This is a genomic window from Paenibacillus sp. DS2015 (assembly GCF_050433705.1).
GTDB lineage: Bacteria > Bacillota > Bacilli > Paenibacillales > Paenibacillaceae > Paenibacillus_AQ.
Genome location: NZ_JBNPWS010000005.1, coordinates 35,617 through 58,952 on the forward strand (window position 1 = coordinate 35,617; position 23,336 = coordinate 58,952).

The 23,336-nt window shown below is 42.0% G+C and carries 23 protein-coding genes; 6 read left to right on the plus strand and 17 right to left on the minus strand.

Translation table 11 applies throughout. The features are described from left to right. The 13 genes from J2T13_RS06580 to J2T13_RS06640 all read right to left on the minus strand — a co-directional run bounded on the left by J2T13_RS06580 (window position 1) and on the right by J2T13_RS06640 (window position 12,305). Window positions 1–1,032, minus strand: a complete 1,032-nt coding sequence (locus J2T13_RS06580) for a glycosyltransferase (RefSeq protein ID WP_429369520.1) — start codon at window positions 1,030–1,032, stop codon at window positions 1–3. A 28-nt stretch (window positions 1,033–1,060) separates the two neighbouring features. Continuing rightward, window positions 1,061–1,603, minus strand: a complete 543-nt coding sequence (locus J2T13_RS06585) for an acyltransferase (protein ID WP_429369522.1) — start codon at window positions 1,601–1,603, stop codon at window positions 1,061–1,063. A 108-nt stretch (window positions 1,604–1,711) separates the two neighbouring features. Continuing rightward, on the minus strand, window positions 1,712–2,284 hold the full coding sequence (locus J2T13_RS06590; RefSeq protein WP_429369524.1) for an acyltransferase: 573 nt from the start codon (window positions 2,282–2,284) through the stop codon (window positions 1,712–1,714). A 1-nt stretch (window position 2,285) separates the two neighbouring features. After that, entirely contained in the window at window positions 2,286–3,410 is a 1,125-nt protein-coding gene (locus J2T13_RS06595; RefSeq protein ID WP_429369526.1) for a glycosyltransferase, read from the minus strand. Next, the gene (locus J2T13_RS06600) at window positions 3,411–4,580 is read right to left on the minus strand and encodes a glycosyltransferase family 4 protein (RefSeq protein WP_429369528.1); all 1,170 of its coding nucleotides are present in this window, start codon (window positions 4,578–4,580) and stop codon (window positions 3,411–3,413) included. Next, window positions 4,577–5,965, minus strand: a complete 1,389-nt coding sequence (locus tag J2T13_RS06605) for a hypothetical protein (RefSeq protein ID WP_429369530.1) — start codon at window positions 5,963–5,965, stop codon at window positions 4,577–4,579. The genes J2T13_RS06600 and J2T13_RS06605 overlap by 4 nt, the downstream gene beginning before the upstream one ends. Window positions 5,966–5,984: 19 nt before the next feature. After that, window positions 5,985–7,103: a glycosyltransferase gene (locus J2T13_RS06610; RefSeq protein WP_429369532.1), complete on the minus strand. Its 1,119-nt coding sequence runs from the start codon at window positions 7,101–7,103 to the stop codon at window positions 5,985–5,987. Between the two features lie 22 nt (window positions 7,104–7,125). After that, complete coding sequence (locus J2T13_RS06615) at window positions 7,126–7,815, minus strand: sugar transferase (protein ID WP_429369534.1); 690 nt, start codon at window positions 7,813–7,815, stop codon at window positions 7,126–7,128. A gap of 15 nt (window positions 7,816–7,830) precedes the next feature. After that, window positions 7,831–8,721: a UTP--glucose-1-phosphate uridylyltransferase GalU gene (gene galU, locus J2T13_RS06620; protein WP_429369536.1), complete on the minus strand. Its 891-nt coding sequence runs from the start codon at window positions 8,719–8,721 to the stop codon at window positions 7,831–7,833. Between the two features lie 184 nt (window positions 8,722–8,905). After that, complete coding sequence (locus J2T13_RS06625; RefSeq protein WP_429369538.1) at window positions 8,906–9,598, minus strand: CpsD/CapB family tyrosine-protein kinase; 693 nt, start codon at window positions 9,596–9,598, stop codon at window positions 8,906–8,908. Continuing rightward, window positions 9,579–10,334 carry a YveK family protein gene (locus J2T13_RS06630; protein ID WP_429369540.1) on the minus strand — a complete coding sequence of 252 codons (756 nt, stop codon included), beginning with the start codon at window positions 10,332–10,334 and terminating at the stop codon, window positions 9,579–9,581. The genes J2T13_RS06625 and J2T13_RS06630 overlap by 20 nt, the downstream gene beginning before the upstream one ends. A gap of 250 nt (window positions 10,335–10,584) precedes the next feature. Next, window positions 10,585–10,875 carry a hypothetical protein gene (locus tag J2T13_RS06635; protein WP_429369542.1) on the minus strand — a complete coding sequence of 97 codons (291 nt, stop codon included), beginning with the start codon at window positions 10,873–10,875 and terminating at the stop codon, window positions 10,585–10,587. Window positions 10,876–11,522: 647 nt separating this feature from the next. After that, window positions 11,523–12,305 carry a tyrosine-protein phosphatase gene (locus tag J2T13_RS06640; protein ID WP_429369544.1) on the minus strand — a complete coding sequence of 261 codons (783 nt, stop codon included), beginning with the start codon at window positions 12,303–12,305 and terminating at the stop codon, window positions 11,523–11,525. A gap of 323 nt (window positions 12,306–12,628) precedes the next feature. Here J2T13_RS06640 and J2T13_RS06645 point away from each other — a divergent pair, with 323 nt between their 5' ends. Continuing rightward, entirely contained in the window at window positions 12,629–13,408 is a 780-nt protein-coding gene (locus J2T13_RS06645; protein ID WP_429369546.1) for a Cof-type HAD-IIB family hydrolase, read from the plus strand. A 272-nt stretch (window positions 13,409–13,680) separates the two neighbouring features. Here the strand turns inward: J2T13_RS06645 and J2T13_RS06650 are convergent, their stop codons facing one another. After that, window positions 13,681–14,058 (minus strand): hypothetical protein, encoded by a 378-nt coding sequence (locus J2T13_RS06650; RefSeq protein ID WP_429369548.1) that lies wholly within the window; start codon window positions 14,056–14,058, stop codon window positions 13,681–13,683. A 311-nt stretch (window positions 14,059–14,369) separates the two neighbouring features. Between J2T13_RS06650 and J2T13_RS06655 the strand changes: the two genes are divergently transcribed. Further along, the gene (locus J2T13_RS06655; RefSeq protein ID WP_429369550.1) at window positions 14,370–15,236 is read left to right on the plus strand and encodes a DUF6612 family protein; all 867 of its coding nucleotides are present in this window, start codon (window positions 14,370–14,372) and stop codon (window positions 15,234–15,236) included. A gap of 172 nt (window positions 15,237–15,408) precedes the next feature. Here the strand turns inward: J2T13_RS06655 and J2T13_RS06660 are convergent, their stop codons facing one another. After that, window positions 15,409–15,918: a tetratricopeptide repeat protein gene (locus J2T13_RS06660; RefSeq protein ID WP_429369552.1), complete on the minus strand. Its 510-nt coding sequence runs from the start codon at window positions 15,916–15,918 to the stop codon at window positions 15,409–15,411. 314 nt (window positions 15,919–16,232) lie between these two features. On the opposite strand from J2T13_RS06660, the gene J2T13_RS06665 reads away from it, so the two are divergent. The 4 genes from J2T13_RS06665 to J2T13_RS06680 all read left to right on the plus strand — a co-directional run bounded on the left by J2T13_RS06665 (window position 16,233) and on the right by J2T13_RS06680 (window position 20,279). Continuing rightward, window positions 16,233–16,910: a class I SAM-dependent DNA methyltransferase gene (locus J2T13_RS06665; protein WP_429369554.1), complete on the plus strand. Its 678-nt coding sequence runs from the start codon at window positions 16,233–16,235 to the stop codon at window positions 16,908–16,910. Window positions 16,911–17,100: 190 nt separating this feature from the next. Next, window positions 17,101–17,976: a PLP-dependent cysteine synthase family protein gene (locus J2T13_RS06670; protein ID WP_429369803.1), complete on the plus strand. Its 876-nt coding sequence runs from the start codon at window positions 17,101–17,103 to the stop codon at window positions 17,974–17,976. 1 nt (window position 17,977) lies between these two features. After that, complete coding sequence (locus J2T13_RS06675; protein WP_429369556.1) at window positions 17,978–19,111, plus strand: bifunctional cystathionine gamma-lyase/homocysteine desulfhydrase; 1,134 nt, start codon at window positions 17,978–17,980, stop codon at window positions 19,109–19,111. Window positions 19,112–19,247: 136 nt separating this feature from the next. Continuing rightward, the gene (locus tag J2T13_RS06680; RefSeq protein WP_429369558.1) at window positions 19,248–20,279 is read left to right on the plus strand and encodes a protease complex subunit PrcB family protein; all 1,032 of its coding nucleotides are present in this window, start codon (window positions 19,248–19,250) and stop codon (window positions 20,277–20,279) included. 496 nt (window positions 20,280–20,775) lie between these two features. Here the strand turns inward: J2T13_RS06680 and hflX are convergent, their stop codons facing one another. Further along, entirely contained in the window at window positions 20,776–22,044 is a 1,269-nt protein-coding gene (gene hflX, locus J2T13_RS06685; RefSeq protein ID WP_429369560.1) for a GTPase HflX, read from the minus strand. 558 nt (window positions 22,045–22,602) lie between these two features. Then, window positions 22,603–23,241, minus strand: a complete 639-nt coding sequence (locus J2T13_RS06690) for a nitroreductase family protein (RefSeq protein ID WP_429369562.1) — start codon at window positions 23,239–23,241, stop codon at window positions 22,603–22,605. Window positions 23,242–23,336: the final 95 nt, after the last annotated feature.

The window sequence follows — 23,336 nt, forward strand, 5'->3', positions numbered from 1 at the left end:
TCATCCCCATCCTTGATAAACGTTTTTGACCTTTTGCGCGATTGCGCTCCATTCCAGTTCCTTCAGCACCTCGTCATACTTTGGTTCTATTCGTTCTTTTTTCACGTTTAACGAAGCCTTCATGGCATTACTCAGCCCGTACACACTCGTTGGATCATAGCGGACAACCATGTTTTCCTTGAAATACTCATCAATGAAATCATTGTCCGGCATGACGATCAATTTCTGGAACGACAGCCCAAGAATCGCTGAGCCCGAGGTCGTAATTTCCTTATAGGGCATGACCATGACATCCACCGCGCTGATCAGATCCGCAACCTCTTCATTCGGAATGAAGCGGATATCTAGAATGATATTCTCCATGTCCTTCACCTGCTTCAAATAGGAGGCCATTTCGCTGTCCGCTTTGCCAGCTATAATCAGGAAGGTGTCCTTCGTCTTGACCGCATTAAAGGCCTCAATTAAATCCTCGACACCTTTATATGCTAGGATCGCACCGAGAAATAAGTAGACATCTGCGCTCTCATGGATATGATATTGCTGCCGGAAATCTATTCCCTGCGACTTATACACACCCACATAATGACCATGCTTCACTACGAATACTTTGTTTTCCGGTACTTTAAACTCTTTCATCACTTTCGACTTGATAGACTCAGAGGCAACGATCAGTTTGCTACTAAAGCGACATATAATCGTTCGCATGAACCGCTCCATCCGCGGGTATTTCACATGATGGGGGTACAGATTATGAATCGTCCACACCAACTGTATATTCCGCAGCTTCAAATAGAGCATCGTACAGATCAAGATGAACGACTTCACGATAAACAACAGTGGGTTCCGATTCTGATAAGCGTGGTGAATCCAGTGAATATGGACAATATCCCCTGATTTCGCTTGACCCACCTGTAACATCAACTTGCCATGCTTCAAATCCCTAATGTCCATTCCTTCTTCACATAGCGAATTCGTTAATAAATCATTATAGAAATTCATCTTACTCGATTTCGGCCACATCCATACTTTCATTGCATTACTCTCCCTAGCCTTGCTCGAATCAATTCCACCGGACATCCCTTTTAATCACCTTAGCCGGTATCCCTCCTACAAGGGTATAGGGTTCTACATCCTTCGTTACGACAGAACCAGCAGCAACAACAGCTCCTTTACCGATCGTAACTCCTTTGAGAATCGTAGATTTACAGCCGATCCACACCTCATCCCCTATGAAGATGGGCTGCGTCGACACTGTACCTACGATATGATGATAATCTGTGTCTGTAATGACCACGTCCCATGAGATCGCGCAGTCATTACCAATCTTAACCGAGGCCTTGGACATAATTTCTGTCCGCCGATTGATGTAAGTACGGTTACCAATCACAATTTCAGCCCCTGGCTGATCCAGATAGAAATTCACTTTGTCATAAAGCATGACCTTGTCGCCAATGATTAGCTTCGTGTTGTTACATTTCGAAATGATATGAGAACCGGATACTTGAAGTCTCGAACCACTTTTTGTTGTTCTGAACGCAAACAAGATGCCCCTTAGTATTCGGTTTGCTTTTTTGATGACGACCTTTACATGACTTACGCCCAAGCGAAGTCCTCCTTCTATATAGATTGAACTAAAGATGAACCCTCATATTCCTGATCTCATCTCAATCTATCTGGCATAACTCGCACAGATCCCACTGCTTTATCAAATTCAGTTGTATCTGCGAATCCATTCATTCGGAACACTGATCTCGCGAATCACCTTCGCAGGTGTCCCCCCGGCCAACGTATTCGCTGGAATGTTACGCGTAACGACACTGCCTGCCGCAATCACCGCATTGTGTCCGATCGTTACACCAGGCAAGATTAGTACACCTCTACCAATCCAGACATTATCTGAAATAACGATGTCCTGACTACGGGTACGATCCTCTACATCTACGGGATGAAAGTTCGTATCCATCATGTTAACCATAGGGCCTATAATCGTATTACTACCGATCCGAATCGATTTCGTACAGCCGATATCTAAGCCATAGTTAAAGAATACGTTATCTCCCACGGTCAGCTTGGCCTGCTTATCGACAGAAATAGATGAAGGAAAGGGCTTCGCGTGAAAAGAAACATTCCGCCCTATCGTGATTTCACCTTTATTCTTCAGATTTAATTTACCTGAGATTCGACCCAATCGACCGACTGAATTGGTCTTCAGCGGCAGGATGATGGCTCCCTTCAGAACAGCCAACAGTTTGCTAACGCTTAATTGATGGATTGAGATACTCATGTCAACCTCCCACCACTTCCGACTGTAACTTCTGCGTCAGTAATACATGATAGGTGTGTTCTACCTTTCGAGCGATCGTACTCATGGTGAAGTCATTCATTACGCTCGTATACCCTCGGGTGGATAGTTCCTGATGGTCGACCGCTTGGTCGTAGACCCGTTGAATCGTCTGAAACAATTCGTCCACATCCCCATCTTTCACAATAAATCCGCCTCCGGTCTGATGAATAATTTCGGGTGCTCCACCGGAGTCTGATACGATAACAGGTGTTTGCACGAGTAACGATTCAATAATGACTCTTCCAAATGGCTCATTTAATGAGAAGTTAATCGTTAGATCGCATTCTTTCATCAGGTCTAGTGGTTTCTTACTATATCCATAGAAGATGATATTATCTTCTAATCCATAATCATTGACCTTCTGGACCATGTCGTTGAGATATCCCTCTGACCCGTCGACGGAGGTGTCTCCTACAATCAGCAACTTCCAGTTATACTTTTTGTTATCAGCCAATTTCTTCACAGCTTCGATAATCAGATGATATCTCTTCCATTCTACGATACGTCCAAATGTACCAATCACGAGCGTATCGTCCTCCATAAAACTCCGGCTCTTCATCGTTAAAGCCAGCTCTGGATCAACGCCGTTATAAATAACGGTCTTATTACTACCTTGAATTGAATTTGCGACAAAGTCCGAGATACAGATAACCTGGTCAAAAAATCGCGGTAGCACATGGTTGAACATGCGTAAATGGGTATAATCGCGATGATGCCAGACCAATTTGCATTGGGTTAGATATTTGAGTGGTGCCGTATACCATGGCGCTCTCCAGCCATTGGCATGAATTATATCAATATGGTTCTTGTTCACAAATGCCTTAATACGAAATACGGTCTCCAGATAGCCGAAGCCTAACTTCTTCTTAATGCTATTCAGCCGAAGCGGAAAGTGCTCGTACTCTGTTCTGATTTCATTTAAATACTCCGCATTGTCGGGACTCAATAAGAAAATCCGATATTGTGACGTGTCCAAATAATTGATCAAGTGAATCAGACTTTGTTCGGCACCTCCCTTCTTATCCGCATGGGTCACAAACAAAACATTGGTTTTCTCTTTATCCATTCACAGCACCTGCTTCATTTGAACACTGGGATTCAACGAATTTATGTAACCTTTTAAGACCTTTTTATGATTGTAATGCGTCCGTATGAAATGCTGCGATGATTCTAGCAGCGCTTGAGCCTCCAATGGATGATCGAACAACCGCTTGATGCAGTTGTAGAATTCATTCGGATCATCGGCAACCAAGATTTGCTTATTATGAACAAGCCCCGTTCCCTCATAACCAATGGAAGTTGAAATGACCGGTAAACCATTCTGAATCGCTTCGATGGTCTTGAGTTTCACGCCGGCACCATTCTGCATCGGGTTCACGAACAGATATCCACTTTGATAGATATCCTCAAGACTCTCTGGTGTATCATGCACAACCACATTCGTCATGTCGTACGAATCGAGCCAACTTAAGCTCTGCTTCCGACTGTTTCCCGCCACAATAAACTTGTAATCCGGCTCCTTCAGCATCAATGGATGAATATGTGTCAGATACCACTCAATCGCTTCTCTATTATTGGGCATGAACAACGATCCAATAAATACGACATGCTTATTTTGAAACGTATTCGTAAGGAAGGTTTCCTTCGTCACTGGCGGAGGTAGAAACAAGCTTTTGGCATCTGGATGCTGTTTCTGGAAGATTTCATACTCTTTATTAGAGATAAATAAATACTTATCTACCTTCTGTAGCATGCCTTTCTGCAATGCCGTGAACTTGCGGCTCTCCATATAATAGTAGAGCTTGTGAATCCTATTCTTAGTACTTCTAGCCAGCGCTTTAAAGTACACCGCCTCATCGTTATGAACTCGTAAGATAACATTGTTATGTTGAATGTGAGGATTCTTTAGAATGGGGTACACATAGTCACCTTCAAGCAACACATAGTCATAATCCTGATCAATATTCACGTGTCGTAGCTCGTTCCGAGATCGAGCCTGCATCGGGATAGCGTATAACAGATCCACCAGCTTGCTTCGACGGTTACACAGCTTAATGTCTTCGACATATCCATATACCACTTTCATATCCGCCTCAGAAGGCATTTCTTTACCACATACGACGAGATGGATCTTCCATCCAAGCTCCGCCAGTACTTTGATGCGTCCCCATGTATCTACCCTGCCTCCATGATCGGCGGGATAGGGAAAATCACTGCATACAACAAGCATTTTCATTTAATAACCCCCGATCTATTGGAATGGTTCATTTCTTTCTCACCTAGAAAAAGACTGATAAAAGCAAACAACAGCCATACTTCATATTTAATCTCAAGCGCTATAAAGAGTAGTGATAATAGAACAAACATGAGCGCTATAAATAGAATTAAGTTCGATTTCACTTTCGTAATCAGGTTTTTGGCTAACAGATAGAAGAAAACAACGGAGAAGACTCCACCGAACATCACCCATTGGAAAAACCCCGATTTAACGCCAACATTTTTATCCGAACCAGAGTATTGCATCAGTTCGCCCACATTGATCTCACTTACACCGAAAACATTGTAATAGAAACGAGACATGAGACTGATTGAATAATCCAAGTAATTATCGAAATACATCAAGTATGCTCCAGTTCCTACCCCGAACGGATGATGGAATACGGTAGCAAGCGAGATAATAATCGTCCCTATCCGTGTGTAGGCTGACGTGTAGTTCTGCATATCATTATTAAAGGAATTAAGTATACCTGCTGAAAAATAGGCTATAAACAAATACATCGCCAGAATCACAACAATAAGCAGGATAAAGTTTCTCTTCTTCCTGAAATCCAGAAATTTGACCATTGTCACGACCAACGTTAGCAAGATTACGACCATAAACCCCTTGGATCCCGTCACGAATAAGTTGAATAACAAGAAACTAGAAGCATATAAAATAGATAAAGTCTTCGCAGCCCGTTTCAAATATTGCGTCAGGTAGACCAGAATTGCAGCGTAGACAACGACAATCGATCCGGTTGTGCTACTCTCGGAAGTGAGCATCCTCACCCTCCAATAGGGTTGGTTACCCGAATGTAAGAAGGTAAGCGCATTGGGCATACTGATTAATTCCACAATCATAATCACGATCATCAGCGTCACTGCAGCAAAAAAGCAGCTGTACAGCAACTTGTAACTTTGAATCTTCGAGAACACGAGTTGCATATGTCTGACATAGAGCAGGATGACAACAAAATAAATTAATACCTTAATCGCCTTACCAAGCAGGTTCTCAGACCCGAAACTGTAGTTACTCTGCATAAACTGCACTAGAATGTAGGCCATGCTGACAAAACTTAGATAAATAATAAAAGCACACAAGTACTTTTGAAGTTTCGTAACATACATCAACTTCTTATGTTTAGAGAGCATCGCAATCTCGCAGAATACAAAAATAGGAAATAGCAATATAATGGGTGTTCTGCCTATCTCACCGATCATATTAACAAGTGGGAAATCCTGATAAACCGTCATTATCAGCAAAATAATGAGATAAATCGCTAAAAATAACTGACCTTTGCTCAGCTTCTCAGTTAATTCATCCTGCTTAGTATGCTGGCTCTGTAAGCTTCCGTTCATCATCTCTTTCATCCCCGTGAAACTAGACATATTTGTTGACAGTTACTGAATATTGATCGCCTTGCTTTTTCAAAGCATCTACATATAACCGCTCGATTTGTTTGTTCATCTTATCCGAATGAAATTTCTCGTAAAAGATCTTCTCACCCGTCTCTCCCATCATTTCTAGCTCGTTTTTGCTTAGCCCTTGAATGATGTTCACCAGCTCTTCCTTATGGTCAAAATCAAAGATATACCCGTTCACACCAGACTGGATAATTTCCGGAAGTGCACCGCGATTACTTGCAATGACGGGCTTCTTATTCCGCAACGCCTCAATCGCAACGATTCCGAACCCTTCCCAGCGCGATGGCACGATAACGGCGTCACATGCTTTCATATAACGATCAATCTCCGAATTGTCCACCCAGCCGATCTTAACTGCATTACTAGGATAATCGAATTCAGATTCCTTCAATACGGTATCGCCTACCAAATACAACGTGACGTCTGTGAAGCGATGCTCATTAAATACTTCAAGCAGTAGATCAAACCCCTTTTGCCTGTCAAAGCGTCCAACATAGAGCAGATTGATCTTGTCCTTGTCTACAACAAAAGGTAATGAATTCGAAGGTTGCTGCGCATCTGATACCCCGTTATATACGACCACTGATTTCTTAGAAGACAAGCCGTAATTCATCGACATCTGATATTCATGCTGTGAAATATTAATGATGTAATCTGTCCGAAGTGACAGCAACTTCTCTACCCCAGCGAACACCCTTTTTTTCCACGATTGTGTATCCATAAGAAAAGCCCACCCATGCGCACAGTAGATCACAATAGGACGTTTCCTTTTGAAAAAAAACAACGTTCGCAGGAAAAACCCTGCGAACGTGCCATGGACATGAACGATATCTGGATTAACCTGTTTAATCATTCTTCGAATCGACTGCATCGCTTTGAGGAAATATTTTGGGCTTCGCTTATATGGGTATAAGTGTAATCGATCCGGACTGATCGAGAGTGAATCCACGCTGGAGTTCTGCTCCGATGCCATGAGATACACATCATGGTTGTCCGATTGGTACTTCAACACTTCATTAAGGTGGGTTTCAATCCCGCCTTTTGTAAATTCTGAGATATGAAGGACTCTTGCCATTTCTCTCCCCTCCATTTCTTAGTTAAAATGCATCTTGGGAGCCGACCATGGCTTTCATCGTACGAAATATTATTTTGATGTCGAACCAAATGCATCTTTTCTCAATATAAGTAATATCGAGTTCAACCATTTCTTTGAAGCAAAGATTGTTTCTACCACTTACCTGCCATAACCCTGTGCAACCTGGGATCACAGCCAAACGCTTCTTATCATGAGACGTATATTCTGCAACTTCTCTCGTAAGAGGGGGTCTCGGACCTACCAAGGACATTTCACCTCTAAGTACGTTAATCAATTGTGGAAGCTCGTCAATACTCGTTCTGCGAATGAATCTTCCGACCTTCGTCACCCGTGGATCATCTTTCATCTTGAACATAGCACCGCTAATTTCATTCTGATCGAGAAGATCTTTTAACTTGGACTCGGCATCCGTATACATTGAGCGAAGTTTGTACATCCGAAATAATCTCTCGTTCTTACCTACCCTCGTCTGATAGAAGAAAATAGAGCCGGATGGGTCCTCCCATTTGATCAAGATAGCGATCAAGGCAAGCAGTGGGCTTAATAGAATTAAACCTACGAATGAGCCGATGATATCGATCGCACGTTTGAGCATCGAATATAGCGTAATACCTTCTTGTTGAGCCCTCGTATGCGAGTAATAATTCGTAACACCTAGAATCGCTTCATCCCGATATTGTGGAGATGTCATCTCGATCAGTCCCTTCTACTTTATTAATTGTTTACCAAGTTCACGCTCCATAACTTCCTGAAGCCCCGATAACAGTTCGTGCCTAAGTTCATTATTTCGAAGTGCAAAATCAATCGTAGTCATAATAAAACCAAGCTTCTCTCCTACATCGTAACGTGTGCCTTGGAAATCAAAGGCGTACACACCTTTATCCTCATTTAGCCTTTGAATCGCATCCGTAAGTTGAATTTCTCCGCCTGCGCCAAGCTCGTGTCTTCCTAAATATTCAAAGATATCAGGGGTAAGAACGTAACGACCCATAATAGCCAGATTGGAAGGTGCTTGTCCTTTCGGGGGTTTCTCTACGAACCGATTAACCTGATACAGGTTCTCTGTTCTCTCACCCGGATCTACAATTCCGTACCGATGCGTCTGATCCACACCTACGGTCTGAACGCCAATGACCGATCGCCCGGTACGTTCATACTGCTCGATGAGTTGTCTAGTGCAGGGTACTTCAGCTTCCACGATATCGTCCCCAAGAAGAACGGCGAATGGCTCGTTGCCAATGAAATTACGTGCGCACCATACCGCATGTCCAAGTCCCTTGGCCTCTTTTTGTCTTATATAATGAAGATTCACATTGGATGACTTTCTAACCTTTTCAAGGATGTCGAGTTTTCCTTTTTCCTCTAAAATGTGTTCGAGCTCGAAGGCGATGTCAAAGTGATCTTCAATCGCGCGTTTACCTTTACCCGTTACGACAATGATGTCTTCAACACCCGATTCAATAGCTTCTTCCACGATGTATTGGATGGTAGGTTTATCGACAATGGGAAGCATCTCTTTTGGCATTGCTTTTGTTGCTGGCAAGAAACGAGTGCCTAGTCCTGCAGCGGGGATAATGGCTTTGGTTACTTTTTTCATGTACGATTTCACCCTATCCTATTATTTTTTTGGTATTGTACAAGGGCATTGAACCCTTCCTCACATCACACCCTTGACGACGAACGTCTAAGGTCGGCTGACCCACAGCATGATCGAGTGCCTCCGGTGTTAGAGGTGCAGGAGACATTACCTTCCTATTCAATCCACGTATGACAATATGGTGCTAGTCGTCGTTTCTTTCGCCGTAGTAATAGTTATAGGAATCTGAATGTTTACGATTAATGTTATTTAGGACGACGCCGATCAGCCTCGCATTCACATGCTCAAGTGACGCCTTCGCTTTGAGTGCCACTTCTTTCTTTACTTTTCCCGAGTCTATGACGAGTACAACGCCATCACTTTGGGTGGCTACAATTTGTGCATCTGTGACAGACAAGATCGGTGGCGTATCAATGATGATCACATCAAACATTTCCCTAGTTGTCGCAAGCAGCGCAGCCATTTGTTTCGATGACAACAACTCTGATGGATTCGGTGGTGTTGGACCTGCATGAATAATAGATAAGTTCTCCGTATTGGACTGTTGGATAACTTCACTGAGCTCCTTCTGTTTAAACAACGCCGATGTTAAACCACTCCGGTTGGACTTTCCAAAAATATGATGCTGCGATGGTTTCCTTAAGTCTGCATCGATGAGAAGTACTCGTTTATTGGCTTGAGCGAAAGCAACGGCCATATTCGCGCTGGTGGTACTTTTCCCCTCACTCGGTTTAGATGAGGTGACCATAATGACTTGTAGCGTCTGGTCTATCGTCGAGAACTCGATGTTCGTCCGTAATATTCTATAGCCTTCCGAAATCGGTGATTTCGGATAATGCTCCGTTATAAGGTTCCATTTAGGAATCGAGTGAGACATTGTGTTCCCTCCCAACCGGTGACGTAAGCGGAGCTTTACTGCTCCGATCCGTGAAATCCGTTTCTTTAAATCTTGGAATTGAAGTGAGTACAGGAACTCCCAGTAGATTCTCAATGTCCTCTTCAGTCTTCACCGTGTCATCCAAGTAATCGAGTAGGAAGGAGATTCCTATTCCAAACATCAATGCCAACATGAAAGCAACCGCAATATTGAGCTTAGGATTGGGAGCTACTGGACCATGAAGCTCCTTAGGATCGGCTTTGTCCAAGACAGACACATTATCGACCTTCATGAGCTCAGGAATTTTTTGCTGAAACACGACGGCAACGGCGTTTGCGATATTAGCTGCCTTCTCATATGAGTTATCCCTGACGCTTATAGACATGACTTGTGTTTCATTTACAGAACTTACGTTGACCTTGCTGATGAGCTCACCATAGCTCACACCAAGCTCGGGATATTCTTTGACGACAATCTTCATCAATCGTGGTGTTTTGATAATTTCTTTGTAGGTCTTGATCAACCCAATCGTAGAGTTTATCGAACCGACGTCTATACTCGGTATTAGCGAGCTACTATCCTTGTACTGGTTGACGATTAGTTTAGCTGAAGCATCATACTGTGGTGTGATGAAGTAGTAGGAATAAATGCCGATCGATAAACAACTCACCGAAATAATCAGTGCTATTAACAACAATCTTCTCTTGACGATTAACCAGTATTGTTTCAATTCCACATTCTTTCCTCCGATACTTATTCAGTCTTTTCGCTTCGGCACAATAAATCATTCATTACGAATAATATATCAACGTTAGTTATTCAAAAAGCGACCTTGAAGATGTGATTTATCCATAGAAATAATAATTTCTATGGATAATCGTACTTTATGAATTTATAAGATACATAGTTATTCATTTCGCGAACATACAGACGCACGTTTTCATAGACGGCTCAACAGAGCATACTACTTGGTTAATGGCGGTTATTCAGCGTTTGTTACGCTGTGTCATGAAATTGTCCACCGACCCGCCTTCCATGACGCATTCCATCAAATCCTCTGACCCAGCTTCAATTCCCATCTTCTTCAGCAGTAGCGACACCAGCTCAGCCATATTAACAAGTCCGTCTCTCGACTTATAACCTGTTAATATCACAATTTCAGATAATGATCTCAATTTCTCTAATCCATCTTGATTTAATAGATAAGGGTCTTCCGATAGTATTTTCAAAAATTGCTTCAGCCTTACTCGCTTCTGCTCCTGATTCGAAACATTCATCTTTGACATCCTCCATTCATCAAGTCAAGCGTTCATATTCATTGATTAATGGAACTTAACTATTTGGGTTCGATCCATGCAGGAACATTATGACATATGACAAAACTTTAACCTTTGACTATAGTATGACACAATTTTCAGCAATTCTTGAGGGAATAAAGACATGGTGTCGATTAGACATTCCTACTCATTTTCAAAATCGCTTTCGTAAGTATGTACTCCTAATTTTAGTAATAAAACACCAAATAATTACCAATTTATAGTACCCGAATTAAATATTTTCACACATTGTAACCGCTTTATTGCTTTTTTTTCGAAAATGACGTCTTCAGACTGATTCATATGTCACTATAAAAAGTAAATTCCCCTTATATAATATAGGATTTCACCTAGGTCATATTAGGGTTAAAATCTATAAATCAATAGCAAATCAGGCTCTATTTAGGCTCAAATTAACGATTTATTATCACCAAATTAGGGACTATTGGTCACCGTCCTATAAAATCAGGATATAAAAAAATATAATTCGACATATTATGCTATTTCTTGCAAAATATATTCCTGGCATAAACGAACATTTTTTTATCATGAATAACAAAAAAGACCAAATTACCCTAAAAATCCGGTTATCTTGGTCTTAAACTACTTTAATTATGTGGAAAATAGGACAGAAAACGACGTAAAACACCCTCCGAGTAGGTTGACTCTGGTTTACTGCTAAAGGGCTTATCTTCAATCACACATTGTGCATTATTCAGAAAATAATTCTCCCACGGCTCGCCCATTCGCTCACGGATCACATCATAGGCTTGACGCAACCGAAATCCTCTACGTTCTACATGATGTGCATCCGATGAAACGATATGAATGAGACCACTTCTGCATAGCGACCAAGCCGCCTTCTCGATTCGTCTACCAAAGCCACCGAGTAGGGAATGTGTGGTAACTTGTGCCCAAGCACCTCTCTCAATGAGTTCAGCCAATCGTTCCGGATGCTTCACGATCTCTGCATTCCGTTCAGGATGAGCAATAATAGGCTTTACTCTCATAATATTTAGTTCATGTAATAACTCATCCATATCTTTCGGAATCCGCGAAGAAGGTAGCTCAATCAGCACATAATGAGAATCAGCGAGCGAAAGTAACTCCTTCCTAGACCAAGCATCTAGTAAATCGTCATGCACCCGAATCTCTTGTCCCGTCGCAATCGTAAGCGGTACACCTTCCGTTACTAACCTCTCATTAATATGTCGGGCGTGTTCTACAACTTCGTCTGCCCTATTGATGTATGCCCCATTCGCATGATGCGGCGTTGCGATCATCGTTGTAATTCCCTCTAAAACTGCAGCTCTGGCCAAATCCAGCGTATCTTCCCAGCACTGAGCGCCATCGTCCACTCCAGGCAGTATATGCGTATGAATGTCTATCATTTCGGTCATCACTTCCTAGGGCGATATATTCAAGTTCACCTGAAGAGGCAAAGCTTGTGCATATTCTATCACATGAAGATTAGATAATCAGCTGTAGTGAGAATATTGACTCTCCCCTGTAGATAGAGTGGATAACTAGTGGACAAGTTTTCAAATATTCAAAATTGTTATCCACAAAATCAAAATTCGAACAAATTATTTTTGAATTATCCACAGTTTTGTCGCTAAGGCGCTATTTTTTAATAGAATGATCCTCTTCGTTCTTTGTTATAATTAGACTAATGTACGATCGTAACACAATATGTAGAGAAATTAGGTGTAGCATGCTCCAGAACAGTATTATTTTCTTCGATATCGACGGCACCCTTCTAGACCATAATAAAGAGCTTCCCCAGTCTGCGGAACGCGCGATCTTTGATTTAAAAGAACGAGGGCACGAAGTTGCAATCGCAACAGGACGGGCACCATTTATGTTCAAGGACCTTCGTGAACAACTTGGAATTGACACCTACGTTAGCTATAACGGTCAATATGCCGTACTCCGAGGAGAGGTTGTTTATACTAATCCTTTGAATAGAGAAGCATTGCAGGCTTTGACCCAGTTAGCTCTTCTCCATGAACATGCGATGGTCTACATGGATCATGAGGATATGAAGGCGAATGTGCCAAATGATGAATTTGTAGCTAAAACAATTAACACGCTAAAAGCCGCAGTAATCCCCTCTCACGATCCTTTGTATCACAAAGGACGGGACATCTATCAATCTCTACTTATGTGCCGAGCGGAGGAGGAATCCTTCTATGAACAAATATTTAAATCTTTCGATTTCGTTAGATGGCATCAAAATGCTGTAGATGTCGTTCCAGCGGGAGGTACGAAGGCGAAGGGCATTCGCCAAATCACGGACAAGTTAGGCATCGCCCCAGAACACCAATATGCTTTTGGAGATGCGCTGAATGATATTGAAATGCTGTCGACCATTACCAATAGTGTAGCTATGGGAAATGCGATTCCCGAGGCCAAGCAAGCCGCGAAATATGTAACCAAGCCTGTGGATGAAGACGGGATCCTATACGGACTACAGATGCTCGGATTGTTATAGCTAGCACTATCGAATAGACTTAGCTATGCGTTTAGAAGATTAGGATTACAGGTGGCACCTCAACCTATGTCACCCTGTGATCAACATCCATAAGCACGTAAAAGAGCCACTGTATTCACAGCGACTCATTTATGGTTTCTCCCAAGAACTAAAAAAGAGCAGAAAGATTTCTCACCCTATTCTCTGCAATTCTCTAGCTGAAATAAATAAAAGCAGCTTTCTGTCATTTGACAGAAAAGACTGCTTTTAAATTAATGAAACCACTCATCTCTTTAAATGACGCGATATCCAGTTGGTAAAGTGCCCGTATTACGGATGATTCTGACCTGTGCTACAGTTAATCTTTGATTCGATGAAATCAATGATTCTACATCATTACCTGCAAGTAAATCATCCAAATCCCGGATACTACGATTCCCACGAAGAATTCTGAAATTCCCACGGAATCTAGTTCTCGTGAACAAGACTAAGGTAGCATTGGGATTTGTAGAGAAGAATCTGAGACTTTCAATACCGCCTAGAACGTTCTCTAGGTTACGAATCCCTAAATTACCTCTGAGAATCCGGCTATTCCCACGGAAATTCTCGTCTGAAAACACAGTAAGACGAGGAAAAACCTGAGATATACTTACATTCTGCGATTCTACCATAATGATCAACCTCCTTTCTGCATTCAATATATGATGAGCAGCAAAGAACGGTTTGGACGAAATGTAAAATCAATTCATATTGAAATTCGAATACAATCGCAAGTAAATTAAACAATTATTTACATATTATATATTTTGTAAGAAAATATACCTAATTTTGATACACAAACATGAAAATAACTTTATTAAATGATAGGGCTAAATCATGTTTTTGATAGGCGTTCAGACCCATTTGCCGGAATTCACTGTTTCGAAGCTTACAATGTGGTTATTATTAATAGATTACATAATTATTTTAGGGGGATAAGATTTTGAGAAAATGGACAGCTATGTTATTAGGGGCATTATTAGTAGTAAGTATTACAGCGTGTAGCACTGATGAGGCAAAGAGTGATAATACACCAGCCACGTCAGAAGCCAACACAACAGCAGAGACAACAACGAAAGAGGATGCAAAAGTTCCTACTGCTAAAGAACTAATCGAGAAGGTTACCGCAGCGGGTGCTGATCTCAAGAGTTTCTCCATGGACAGTACGATTGATCAGAACATGGTCATCAGCACAGGAGATCAAGAACAAGAACAAAAGGTTCACATGAAGCTGAAGAATGATATGGTTAAAGAACCTTTTGCCGTATATCAAGAAATTAACCTAACGATGCCTGGTACCGAAACGGGACAAGATATTAAACAATATATTACGGCAGATGGAATCTACTCTTCCACGGGTAACGTTTGGATGAAGCTACCTGCTGAGACTGCAGCTCCACTATTAGAACAAATGAAGTCACAAGGAAGTCCCGAACAACAAGTAGAACAATTCAATGCTATCATTGATAAAGTTGAAGTAACTGAAGAAGGTGACAACTACCTACTCAAAGCTACTGTATCTGGCCCTGATGTGAAGGAAATTGCTAAGAGTTACATGGAACAGAGCGCTGGAAGCAACCCAGAAACGGCCGCATTACTTGAGCAAATGGACATCAAAAGTATGGAAATGTCCTACTCCGTTGACAAGAAAAATTACTTCCCTGTCAATACGATTGTAAAGATGGAAATGGAAATGGAAATGGAAGGTCAAAAAGTCGGTATGGTGATGGACATGAGCAGCACAATAAACAACCATAACAGCGTTAAAGAAATTAAGGTACCTCAAGAAGCTTTAGATAGCGCCAAATAAGATTAGACATTCCAAAAACCACTGTCCCCTATGGGGCAGTGGTTTTATTTGTTTTATCTGTTATGTACTAGTTGTCTTACTGCTTCTTACTTGTTTTTTTTACTTATTTTTACTCCTTATCACTTTTTATTACAGTTTCTTTCTGCTTCTTCATGTTTCTAGATTCAATAGATTAATGAGAGGGATCTTGATGTAGAAACTCAATCTGCTGTTGTGCTGGTAGATGCTCCGGGTCACATTCCAATGCTTGTGTGAAAGCGTTAGCTGCTCTTACTTCATCTTCCGTTGCAAGATAAGCTAACCCGAGCAAATAGAATACTTCACATTCATAGACGCCATTCTCTATCACATACTCTAGTTCCCGTACTGCCTGTTCTGGATCACCCCCGAAATCCTTAGGCTTTAGAAGCAGCCTCAATCCATTGACTTGCCGTGCCAGGACAAGTTCGGAATTCAACTCTAATGCCGTAGCTACCTCACGCTCGAAGACGGGTAGCAGCGCTATCTTCTCCAGCATACTTCCGAACTCCATCAGACGCCCATAAGTCGCTGCAAGCCAAGCATGTGCCTCAGCATTACCAGGTTCGGCATCAGTGATTTGTTGGAAAAACTCACGTGCCTGCTCAAATTCATTATTCTTAAGATGTATCATTCCTATGTAAAAATTATTATGTAATGTCATCGTTAGCATCCTCCTTTATTGGTTAATACGGCTAGATTCTCACTTATGTAGGATACCTTAATTGGACGCGACATCATCTCCCCCATCCCACCCCCTTTGGTAATAGATTGAAATTTGTTCCTATTATAGCAGTAAACATAATAGGTGACTACGGTGAAAATAGTGAGATTTTGACTTGTTTTGACGAATCCAACTCTTTTCATAGAATGATATATTTCTGTTGCTGTATCCAATTTTGTAACCCGACAATGTACATTGGAATAATGTGTAAATATATAATACGAATTCATTTCTTAAAAAGGCGGTGCTAGAGGATGGGTAGAGAGTTTATAGACTTATTTGATGAATGGTCAGAAAATTATAATCAGACGGTTTCAGGTGATGACCCCGAATACAGAGAAGTTTTTGAACACTATGAGCACATTCTAGCTGAAGTGGCTTCATTATCCGCTGGTGTTGTCATTGAATTTGGCGTAGGTACAGGAAATCTGACCCAACAATTGCTTCAACGAGGACTACAAGTATATGGCATTGAGCCTTCCGAAGGGATGCGTGTTCAAATGGAGAAGCGCGATCTCCCTTGTGTCCTACTTAACGGAGATTTCCTTGACTTCCCTACCATTGAGGATAATATCGATACAATCGTTAGCACCTATGCCTTCCATCATTTAACGGATATTGAAAAAGAACAGGCTATTTCTATTTATAATAATCTCCTCGGAGAGTCTGGGAAAATTGTATTTGCAGACACCCTATTTATAGATGAGCAAGCTCGTAAGGATACTGAGGATCATGTAAGGCTACTAGGTCACAGTCATTTACTTAAAGATCTGCAAACCGAATATTACACTACACGCGGAGTGCTCAGGGACATATTCATACGTCACGGATTCTCCGTCACGTTCAAGCAGCTTAACCGCTACGTTTGGTTGATTGAGGCTTCGAGAGCACAGAAAAATAATCCCAATATCAATATGAGTACCAACGAATAAGATGCGCACCTTCCACCTCAATCTCATGGATATGGACTTAGCGCCAGTTACAAATATAGGATTCCATCTCGGACTCCATCTTCCAATATGATTTAGTGATCTAGGGATCTGGAGTCACTAACGAATAGAAAGGATTCTGCTCATGACTCTTTATAACCATGTTCATCAGCTTATTGGAAATACTCCACTCTTGGAAATCACTCACTTCGAGCTCCCCCATAGCGTGCGATTGTTTGCCAAATTGGAATTCATGAATCCTGGAGGGAGTGTGAAGGATCGATTAGGTATGCAGCTTATCGAAAGTGCTTTTAACAGTGGACAATTGCAATCAGGCGGTACGATTATTGAGCCAACTGCAGGAAATACCGGGATTGGACTAGCTATAGCCGCTATCGGTCGAGGGGTGTCCCTCATCTGCGTCGTTCCTGAGAAATTCAGTACAGAGAAGCAACAACTCATGAGAGCATTGGGAGCAACCGTAATCAATACTTCTCATGAGCAAGGAATGACTGGGGCCATTCGCAAGGCTGAGGAACTCCTCCTGGAAATTCCGGGTGCCTTCAGCCCTCGACAATTCTCTAATCCAGCCAATCCATTAACGTATTATAAGACACTCGGACCCGAGCTCTGGCGCGATTTAAAGGGTAAGATTGATATTTTTGTAGCTGGTGCTGGCTCTGGGGGCACATTTATGGGCACCTCACACTATCTAAAAGAACAGAATGCTAAGGTTAGAACAGTTATTGTGGAACCCGAAGGCTCTATCCTGGTTGGAGGTGCACCCGGATCACACAAGACTGAAGGTATTGGGGTCGAGTCGCTGGCTCCCTTTATGGACACGTCTTATTTCGACGAAATCTATACTATTCGTGACGAAGATGCCTTCAATAGAGTGAAGGAACTCACCCTACGAGAAGGGTTACTCGTGGGAAGTTCCTCTGGCGCTGCCTTTCATGCCGCACTTATCGAAGCTCAAACGGCCTCTCCAGAGAGTAATATTGTCACCATTTTTCCAGATAGTAGCGAACGCTATTTAAGTAAACAGATCTACGAAGGGGGCATCTAACATGAAACCCAGAACAAAGCTAATCCACGGCGGGATCTCTAGCGATCCTCACACCGGTGCGGTAAGTATTCCTATCTATCAGGTCAGCACTTACAAGCAGAAAGAGATCGGCGTCCACCAAGGTTATGAGTACTCCCGGACGGGTAATCCAACTAGACATGCCCTAGAAGAACTCATTAAAGATTTAGAAGAAGGCACTCGTGGCTTTGCTTTCGGTTCCGGGATGGCGGCTATCCATGCAGTTCTGACCCTATTCAACACTGGCGATCACATCATAGTGACAGATGATGTATACGGGGGAACGTACCGGATTGTCACGACAATATTGAATCGACTTGGTATTCATACCACTTTTGTGGACACAACGGATCTACACAAGGTTGCACAAGCACTACAACCGAATACGAAGGCTATCTATATCGAGACCCCCACGAACCCCTTACTCAAAGTAACGGATATTAAGCAGATCTCTACATGGGCTAAATTGCAAGATTTGCTAGTGATTGTCGATAATACATTCAGCACACCTTACTGGCAAACACCCCTTGCGCTTGGCGCAGATATCGTACTACATTCCGCGACTAAATATATTGGAGGCCACAGCGATGTGGTTGCGGGTCTCGCTATCGTGAACAATCACACACTAGGGGAAGAATTACACTTCATTCAGAACGCTACAGGTGGAATACTCGGCCCCCAAGATTCTTGGCTACTTATGCGGGGCTTGAAGACATTAGGAATACGCATGGAAGCTCATGAACAGAATACGAAAGAAGTTGTCGCTTTTCTATCTGGACACCCGGCTGTACAACACATTAATTATCCCGGCTTGACTAGCCATCCCCAACATGATGTGGCCAAGCAACAAGCAAGGGGCTTCGGGGGAATGGTATCCTTCGATGTAGGTCATGCTGATAAGGTAGCTGATGTACTAAGTAAATTGAAGTATTTCACCCTCGCTGAAAGTCTAGGCGCTGTGGAGAGCCTAATCTCTGTTCCTGCCAGAATGACTCATGCCTCCATTCCTAAAGATCGCCGGGAGGAACTTGGGATTACAGAGGGATTGATTCGTATTTCAGTCGGGATTGAAGATAGCGAGGATCTCATTGAAGATTTAGCAAGAGCATTAGATTAAACGTAAGAAACGCTCTTTTACGAGTGGTTCTTTACGTTTAATCATTGGCGTGATCATACGCAATTCGATATTTTTTTGTCCAATCTGCAACCTTTTGAAGCCTTTATCCATCTATAAGAGTAGAGGTGAATTAATAATGAAGAACAAACAACCATTCAAACGCCGTACCAAAAGTACAGTTATAGCTTGCGGTATTCTGGCAGCATCGTTTTCCTTAAGTGCTTCCGCTTTTGCATTCTCAGATCTGTCCGGCGACCCCGCTGCCGCCAAGATCAATGCGCTACAATCGTCTGGCGTCATCAGCGGTGTCACCCATGACAAATTCGCGCCTAAATCTAACGTAACTTTTGCTCAAGGAATTCAATTCATCGTTAATGCTTTTGATCTAACCCTAGATTCGGAGTCTACAGATTCATCCAAAGCCAGTGATTACTTCGCCAAAGTGGCTGATAACGCTTGGTACGCTGATGCTTTCCTGATTGCTCATCAGAACGGACTATCCGTAGATAAGACCGTGAATCCTAATGGTGTCATCACTCGCTCACAATTTGCACATTTACTGCATCAAGCGTTAATCATTCAGGGTGATTTCGTAACGACCGAGATGTTCTTCCACATCGCAGATGGCGAAAAACTTCCTCAGAACATTACAAACAGCTTGCAAACGCTCTTGAATATGCATCTCATTTCTCTGAACGATGATGATACATTCCGTCCGAATGATGCCATCACCCGCTCCGAAGCAGCCGTGTGGATCTATGATGCTGCTGAATTCGCCAAGAGTATCAAGCCTATACAAGAAGAACAAGCACCTGTGAAATCCTATGAAGCTATTGTTAAAGTAGAGAAAGCTACAGACGAAGTAAATAAAGTTTCGCTTACTGTAGATAATCTACCGAACCCCGGCTATTCAGCTTCTATTGAACGGATTGAATTTAATAAGGATAAGACTGCGACCGTATATTTCACCGTAAACAGTCCTGATCCTGATAAAATGTACATTCAAGTTATTTCAAAGTCTACCGTAGTCACCTACCTGTCAGCCGATTATAAACCCGTTGCGAAATATTCAGCGACTACAGCGGATACCTTCTCCTCGACGTTCCCTGTAGGAGAAGCTCCAACGACACCCATAGGTGGTAATGCCGAAGATCTAATCGCTAAATAATAATTCAGCAATATTCGGGCTCAACCCAGAGATAATCAGTTATTCATTTTCTAGAAAATGTGACTGGCACACTGCTGAAAGAGGATTTAACTGGAATTTATCCTCCTAATTCAGACTAAGAGCCTATGGTGAAGTAGAATCGGTGGAATTAACGGGAGAAATTCCAGTTAGATTGAGAATAATGGATTCTGTACGACATTTAGCAGGAGGTTTTCCAGTTAAATGAAATCAGACTTTGGGCACGAAGACGGGCTCAACCCATGAAATCAGTCCTTGATCATTTCATCAAGCATTAAGTTGGGTTTTGAGCCCTTAGTACAGAATAAAAGCAAGGACTCTCGGCATGATTGCCTATAGCCCTTGCTTTTTTACATATGGATACCGGCTTCAACATATGTGTGTACTTGTTTCTTTACATATGTAATCCTTTATTTCATTACATATGTGACACTTACACTCTTTTATTCAATCATATAGTCCTGACACTTACACTCTTTTATTCGATCACATAGTCCTGATACTTCTCAAAATCCATCGTTCTACACTCTAAGGTTAGGCGAGTCCCCTCATTCTTATACTCCGTTGCCGTAATGTTGGCATGTTCATTGAAATACGATATCACTTTTCCTTGGTCATACGGAATCATCATTTCACAATGAATGTAATCTCTAAAAATATGATCCCGAATCCGATCCACCAGCTCCGCGATGCCTACTCTTGATTTAGCTGCAAGATATACGCTGTTATCTTCAACCTTCGGAATATCACATTCTACCCGATCACACTTGTTATATGCGTAAAGGGTCGGGATATTGATAATTCCAATTTCTTGGAGTGTATGCTCCGTAATCTGGATCAACTGCTCATATTGCGGATTTGAATAATCAATCACATGAATGAGTAAATCGGCGTCAGACACTTCTTCAAGGGTCGATCGAAATGCCCTAATCAGATGATGCGGCAATTTACTTACAAATCCAACGGTATCCGTAAGCAAAAATGATTTGTGATCAGGTAGTTGGATGTTACGAACGGATGTCTCTAATGTAGCGAATAACATATCCTTTTCGAACACCATTTTATCATTAGTAGAACTAAACGTCTCTATAATCGCATTCATAATCGTTGATTTCCCCGCGTTGGTATAACCCACTAATGACACTACGGGAATACCCGTATTTTTGCGCTGCTTACGCTGCGTTTGCCTTCCTAACACAAGGTTCTCTAACTCCTTATTCAAAGCACTAATCTTATCCTCAATTCTACGGCGATCCAGCTCTAATCTCGTCTCTCCGGCCCCTTTATTCTTGGTGCCCACACCCCCACTTTGGCGACCTAAGGATTCACGAAGTCCAATCAACCTTGGGAGCATGTATTGCAGTTGGGCCACTTCAACTTGGAGTTGAGCTTCCCTCGTCTTCGCTCTTCTCTCAAAAATATCAAGGATTAGAATGGTCCGATCAATGACCTTACATTGCAAATCAGCTTCTAGATTACGGATATGCGAGGGAGACAATTCATCATTAAAAATAACGACATTCGCGCCTTCCGCCTCATATAGATCCCTGACCTCTTGAACCTTCCCACGCCCAATATAATGCGATTTATTCACCCGTTCTAAATTTTGCGTAATCTGACCCACCACTTCAACATGACAAGCCGATGCTAAATTACCCAACTCTTCCATCGAGTATTCAAAGTCGAATTCCTTCTGACGACTCAAGTTTACCCCTACGATAATCGCTCTTTGATGCTGTTCTTCCATATCAAAACCTCCATCTCATTCCTCATAATAAAAAACCTCAGGCCGATCTCCTGTGGTTTGAGCGAACGGAATAGTCTTATGATGGGAGGTAGTAAAAGTTTGAGTAATCCATTTACAAGGAAAGAACCTCAGGCCACATCATCATGTGACCTTATAGTCTTTCTAAATAAATCATCTCAAAAAAAACAAAAAGAAGGCAGATTTCGCCTTCTTTCTTGATTCCCATGTATTTACGCACATATCTACGTAATCCATCATTTTTGGGTACCTCGAAAAATATACAGACTCATCCCGTTCGCTCTACCAAAGAAGCAGAGCCTTTGCACTATTCAATTAGTGGCACAAAGTGTTGTAACGGAAATTAATGTACATATCTTCGAGAACCCTCCGATCATTATAGTTGCCATTATGTTAACACGAATACCAAGGTTTCACAAATTAAGTTGCTCCACAGGGATCGTTGACTACGAATACTAGCGAGACTTTCTCAAGAGCCAAGAGCCGCAAAATGAGGCTTCCTTATTGGCGCTGTGTGACCAGATCAAAGATCATGCTTCGTTATTTCATTTCATTCCAATAGGTCACCTTCTCCAGTGGAAGTCTAGAGGTTGGATGAACCGGACCTTCAGCTTTGCCGATGGCAATTAGCATGATACTCTCATAATGGGTCGGGATATTGAATTCTTCATGAAGTTTTATTTTATCATAACCGCCCATTGGCACTGTATCATAGCCCTTTGCGCGTGCACTAAGCATGAGCTGCATGGAGACTAGACCACCATCCGTATAGAGAATACTCTTCTTGCGTTCTTCATCCATATGGCGATATACATTCTCGGCTGATGCAATAAATGCTTGCTTGACTTCTTCTGTCATAAAGCCGGCTTTAACTGCATCGGAATAGATTTCCTCCGCATGCTCATACCACTCCATATCCCCAAAAACGGCAATAACAGCGGATGCCTGTAGTACCTGACCCTGATTAAAGGCAATGGGATGCAGCTTTTTCTTCAAATCCTCTTGCTCAATCACGAGAAAACGCCACGGCTGCAAATTGCTTGAAGATGGAGCTAGAATGGCTTCCTGAAGTATTTCCGTCATTTCCTCTTTTGAAATTTTCACTGACGAATCATATTGACGAACAGAATGACGACTTTTTACAACGCTATGGAAATCTTGTGTTGTTTGAGTTGACATAGATCATAACCTCCTAACATTATATTGTGCATTTAAATGCACAGTTAATTGTATGATTTTACTGTGTTGTTATTCGCACAGTATATATCCAATAT

Bases quoted from the DNA above. Each gene is read 5' to 3' on its own strand.
- J2T13_RS06650 (WP_429369548.1), bottom strand. From the start codon at position 14,058: ATGGTAGAATCGCAGAATGTAAGTATATCTCAGGTTTTTCCTCGTCTT.
- J2T13_RS06600 (WP_429369528.1), bottom strand. From the start codon at position 4,580: ATGAAAATGCTTGTTGTATGCAGTGATTTTCCCTATCCCGCCGATCAT.
- J2T13_RS06610 (WP_429369532.1), bottom strand. From the start codon at position 7,103: ATGGCAAGAGTCCTTCATATCTCAGAATTTACAAAAGGCGGGATTGAA.
- J2T13_RS06635 (WP_429369542.1), bottom strand. From the start codon at position 10,875: ATGAATGTTTCGAATCAGGAGCAGAAGCGAGTAAGGCTGAAGCAATTT.
- hflX (WP_429369560.1), bottom strand. From the start codon at position 22,044: ATGGAAGAACAGCATCAAAGAGCGATTATCGTAGGGGTAAACTTGAGT.
- galU (WP_429369536.1), bottom strand. From the start codon at position 8,721: ATGAAAAAAGTAACCAAAGCCATTATCCCCGCTGCAGGACTAGGCACT.
- J2T13_RS06675 (WP_429369556.1), top strand. From the start codon at position 17,978: ATGAAACCCAGAACAAAGCTAATCCACGGCGGGATCTCTAGCGATCCT.
- J2T13_RS06665 (WP_429369554.1), top strand. From the start codon at position 16,233: ATGGGTAGAGAGTTTATAGACTTATTTGATGAATGGTCAGAAAATTAT.
- J2T13_RS06690 (WP_429369562.1), bottom strand. From the start codon at position 23,241: ATGTCAACTCAAACAACACAAGATTTCCATAGCGTTGTAAAAAGTCGT.
- J2T13_RS06645 (WP_429369546.1), top strand. From the start codon at position 12,629: ATGCTCCAGAACAGTATTATTTTCTTCGATATCGACGGCACCCTTCTA.
- J2T13_RS06660 (WP_429369552.1), bottom strand. From the start codon at position 15,918: ATGACATTACATAATAATTTTTACATAGGAATGATACATCTTAAGAAT.
- J2T13_RS06615 (WP_429369534.1), bottom strand. From the start codon at position 7,815: ATGACATCTCCACAATATCGGGATGAAGCGATTCTAGGTGTTACGAAT.
- J2T13_RS06580 (WP_429369520.1), bottom strand. From the start codon at position 1,032: ATGAAAGTATGGATGTGGCCGAAATCGAGTAAGATGAATTTCTATAAT.
- J2T13_RS06590 (WP_429369524.1), bottom strand. From the start codon at position 2,284: ATGAGTATCTCAATCCATCAATTAAGCGTTAGCAAACTGTTGGCTGTT.
- J2T13_RS06640 (WP_429369544.1), bottom strand. From the start codon at position 12,305: ATGATAGACATTCATACGCATATACTGCCTGGAGTGGACGATGGCGCT.
- J2T13_RS06680 (WP_429369558.1), top strand. From the start codon at position 19,248: ATGAAGAACAAACAACCATTCAAACGCCGTACCAAAAGTACAGTTATA.
- J2T13_RS06605 (WP_429369530.1), bottom strand. From the start codon at position 5,965: ATGATGAACGGAAGCTTACAGAGCCAGCATACTAAGCAGGATGAATTA.
- J2T13_RS06595 (WP_429369526.1), bottom strand. From the start codon at position 3,410: ATGGATAAAGAGAAAACCAATGTTTTGTTTGTGACCCATGCGGATAAG.
- J2T13_RS06625 (WP_429369538.1), bottom strand. From the start codon at position 9,598: ATGTCTCACTCGATTCCTAAATGGAACCTTATAACGGAGCATTATCCG.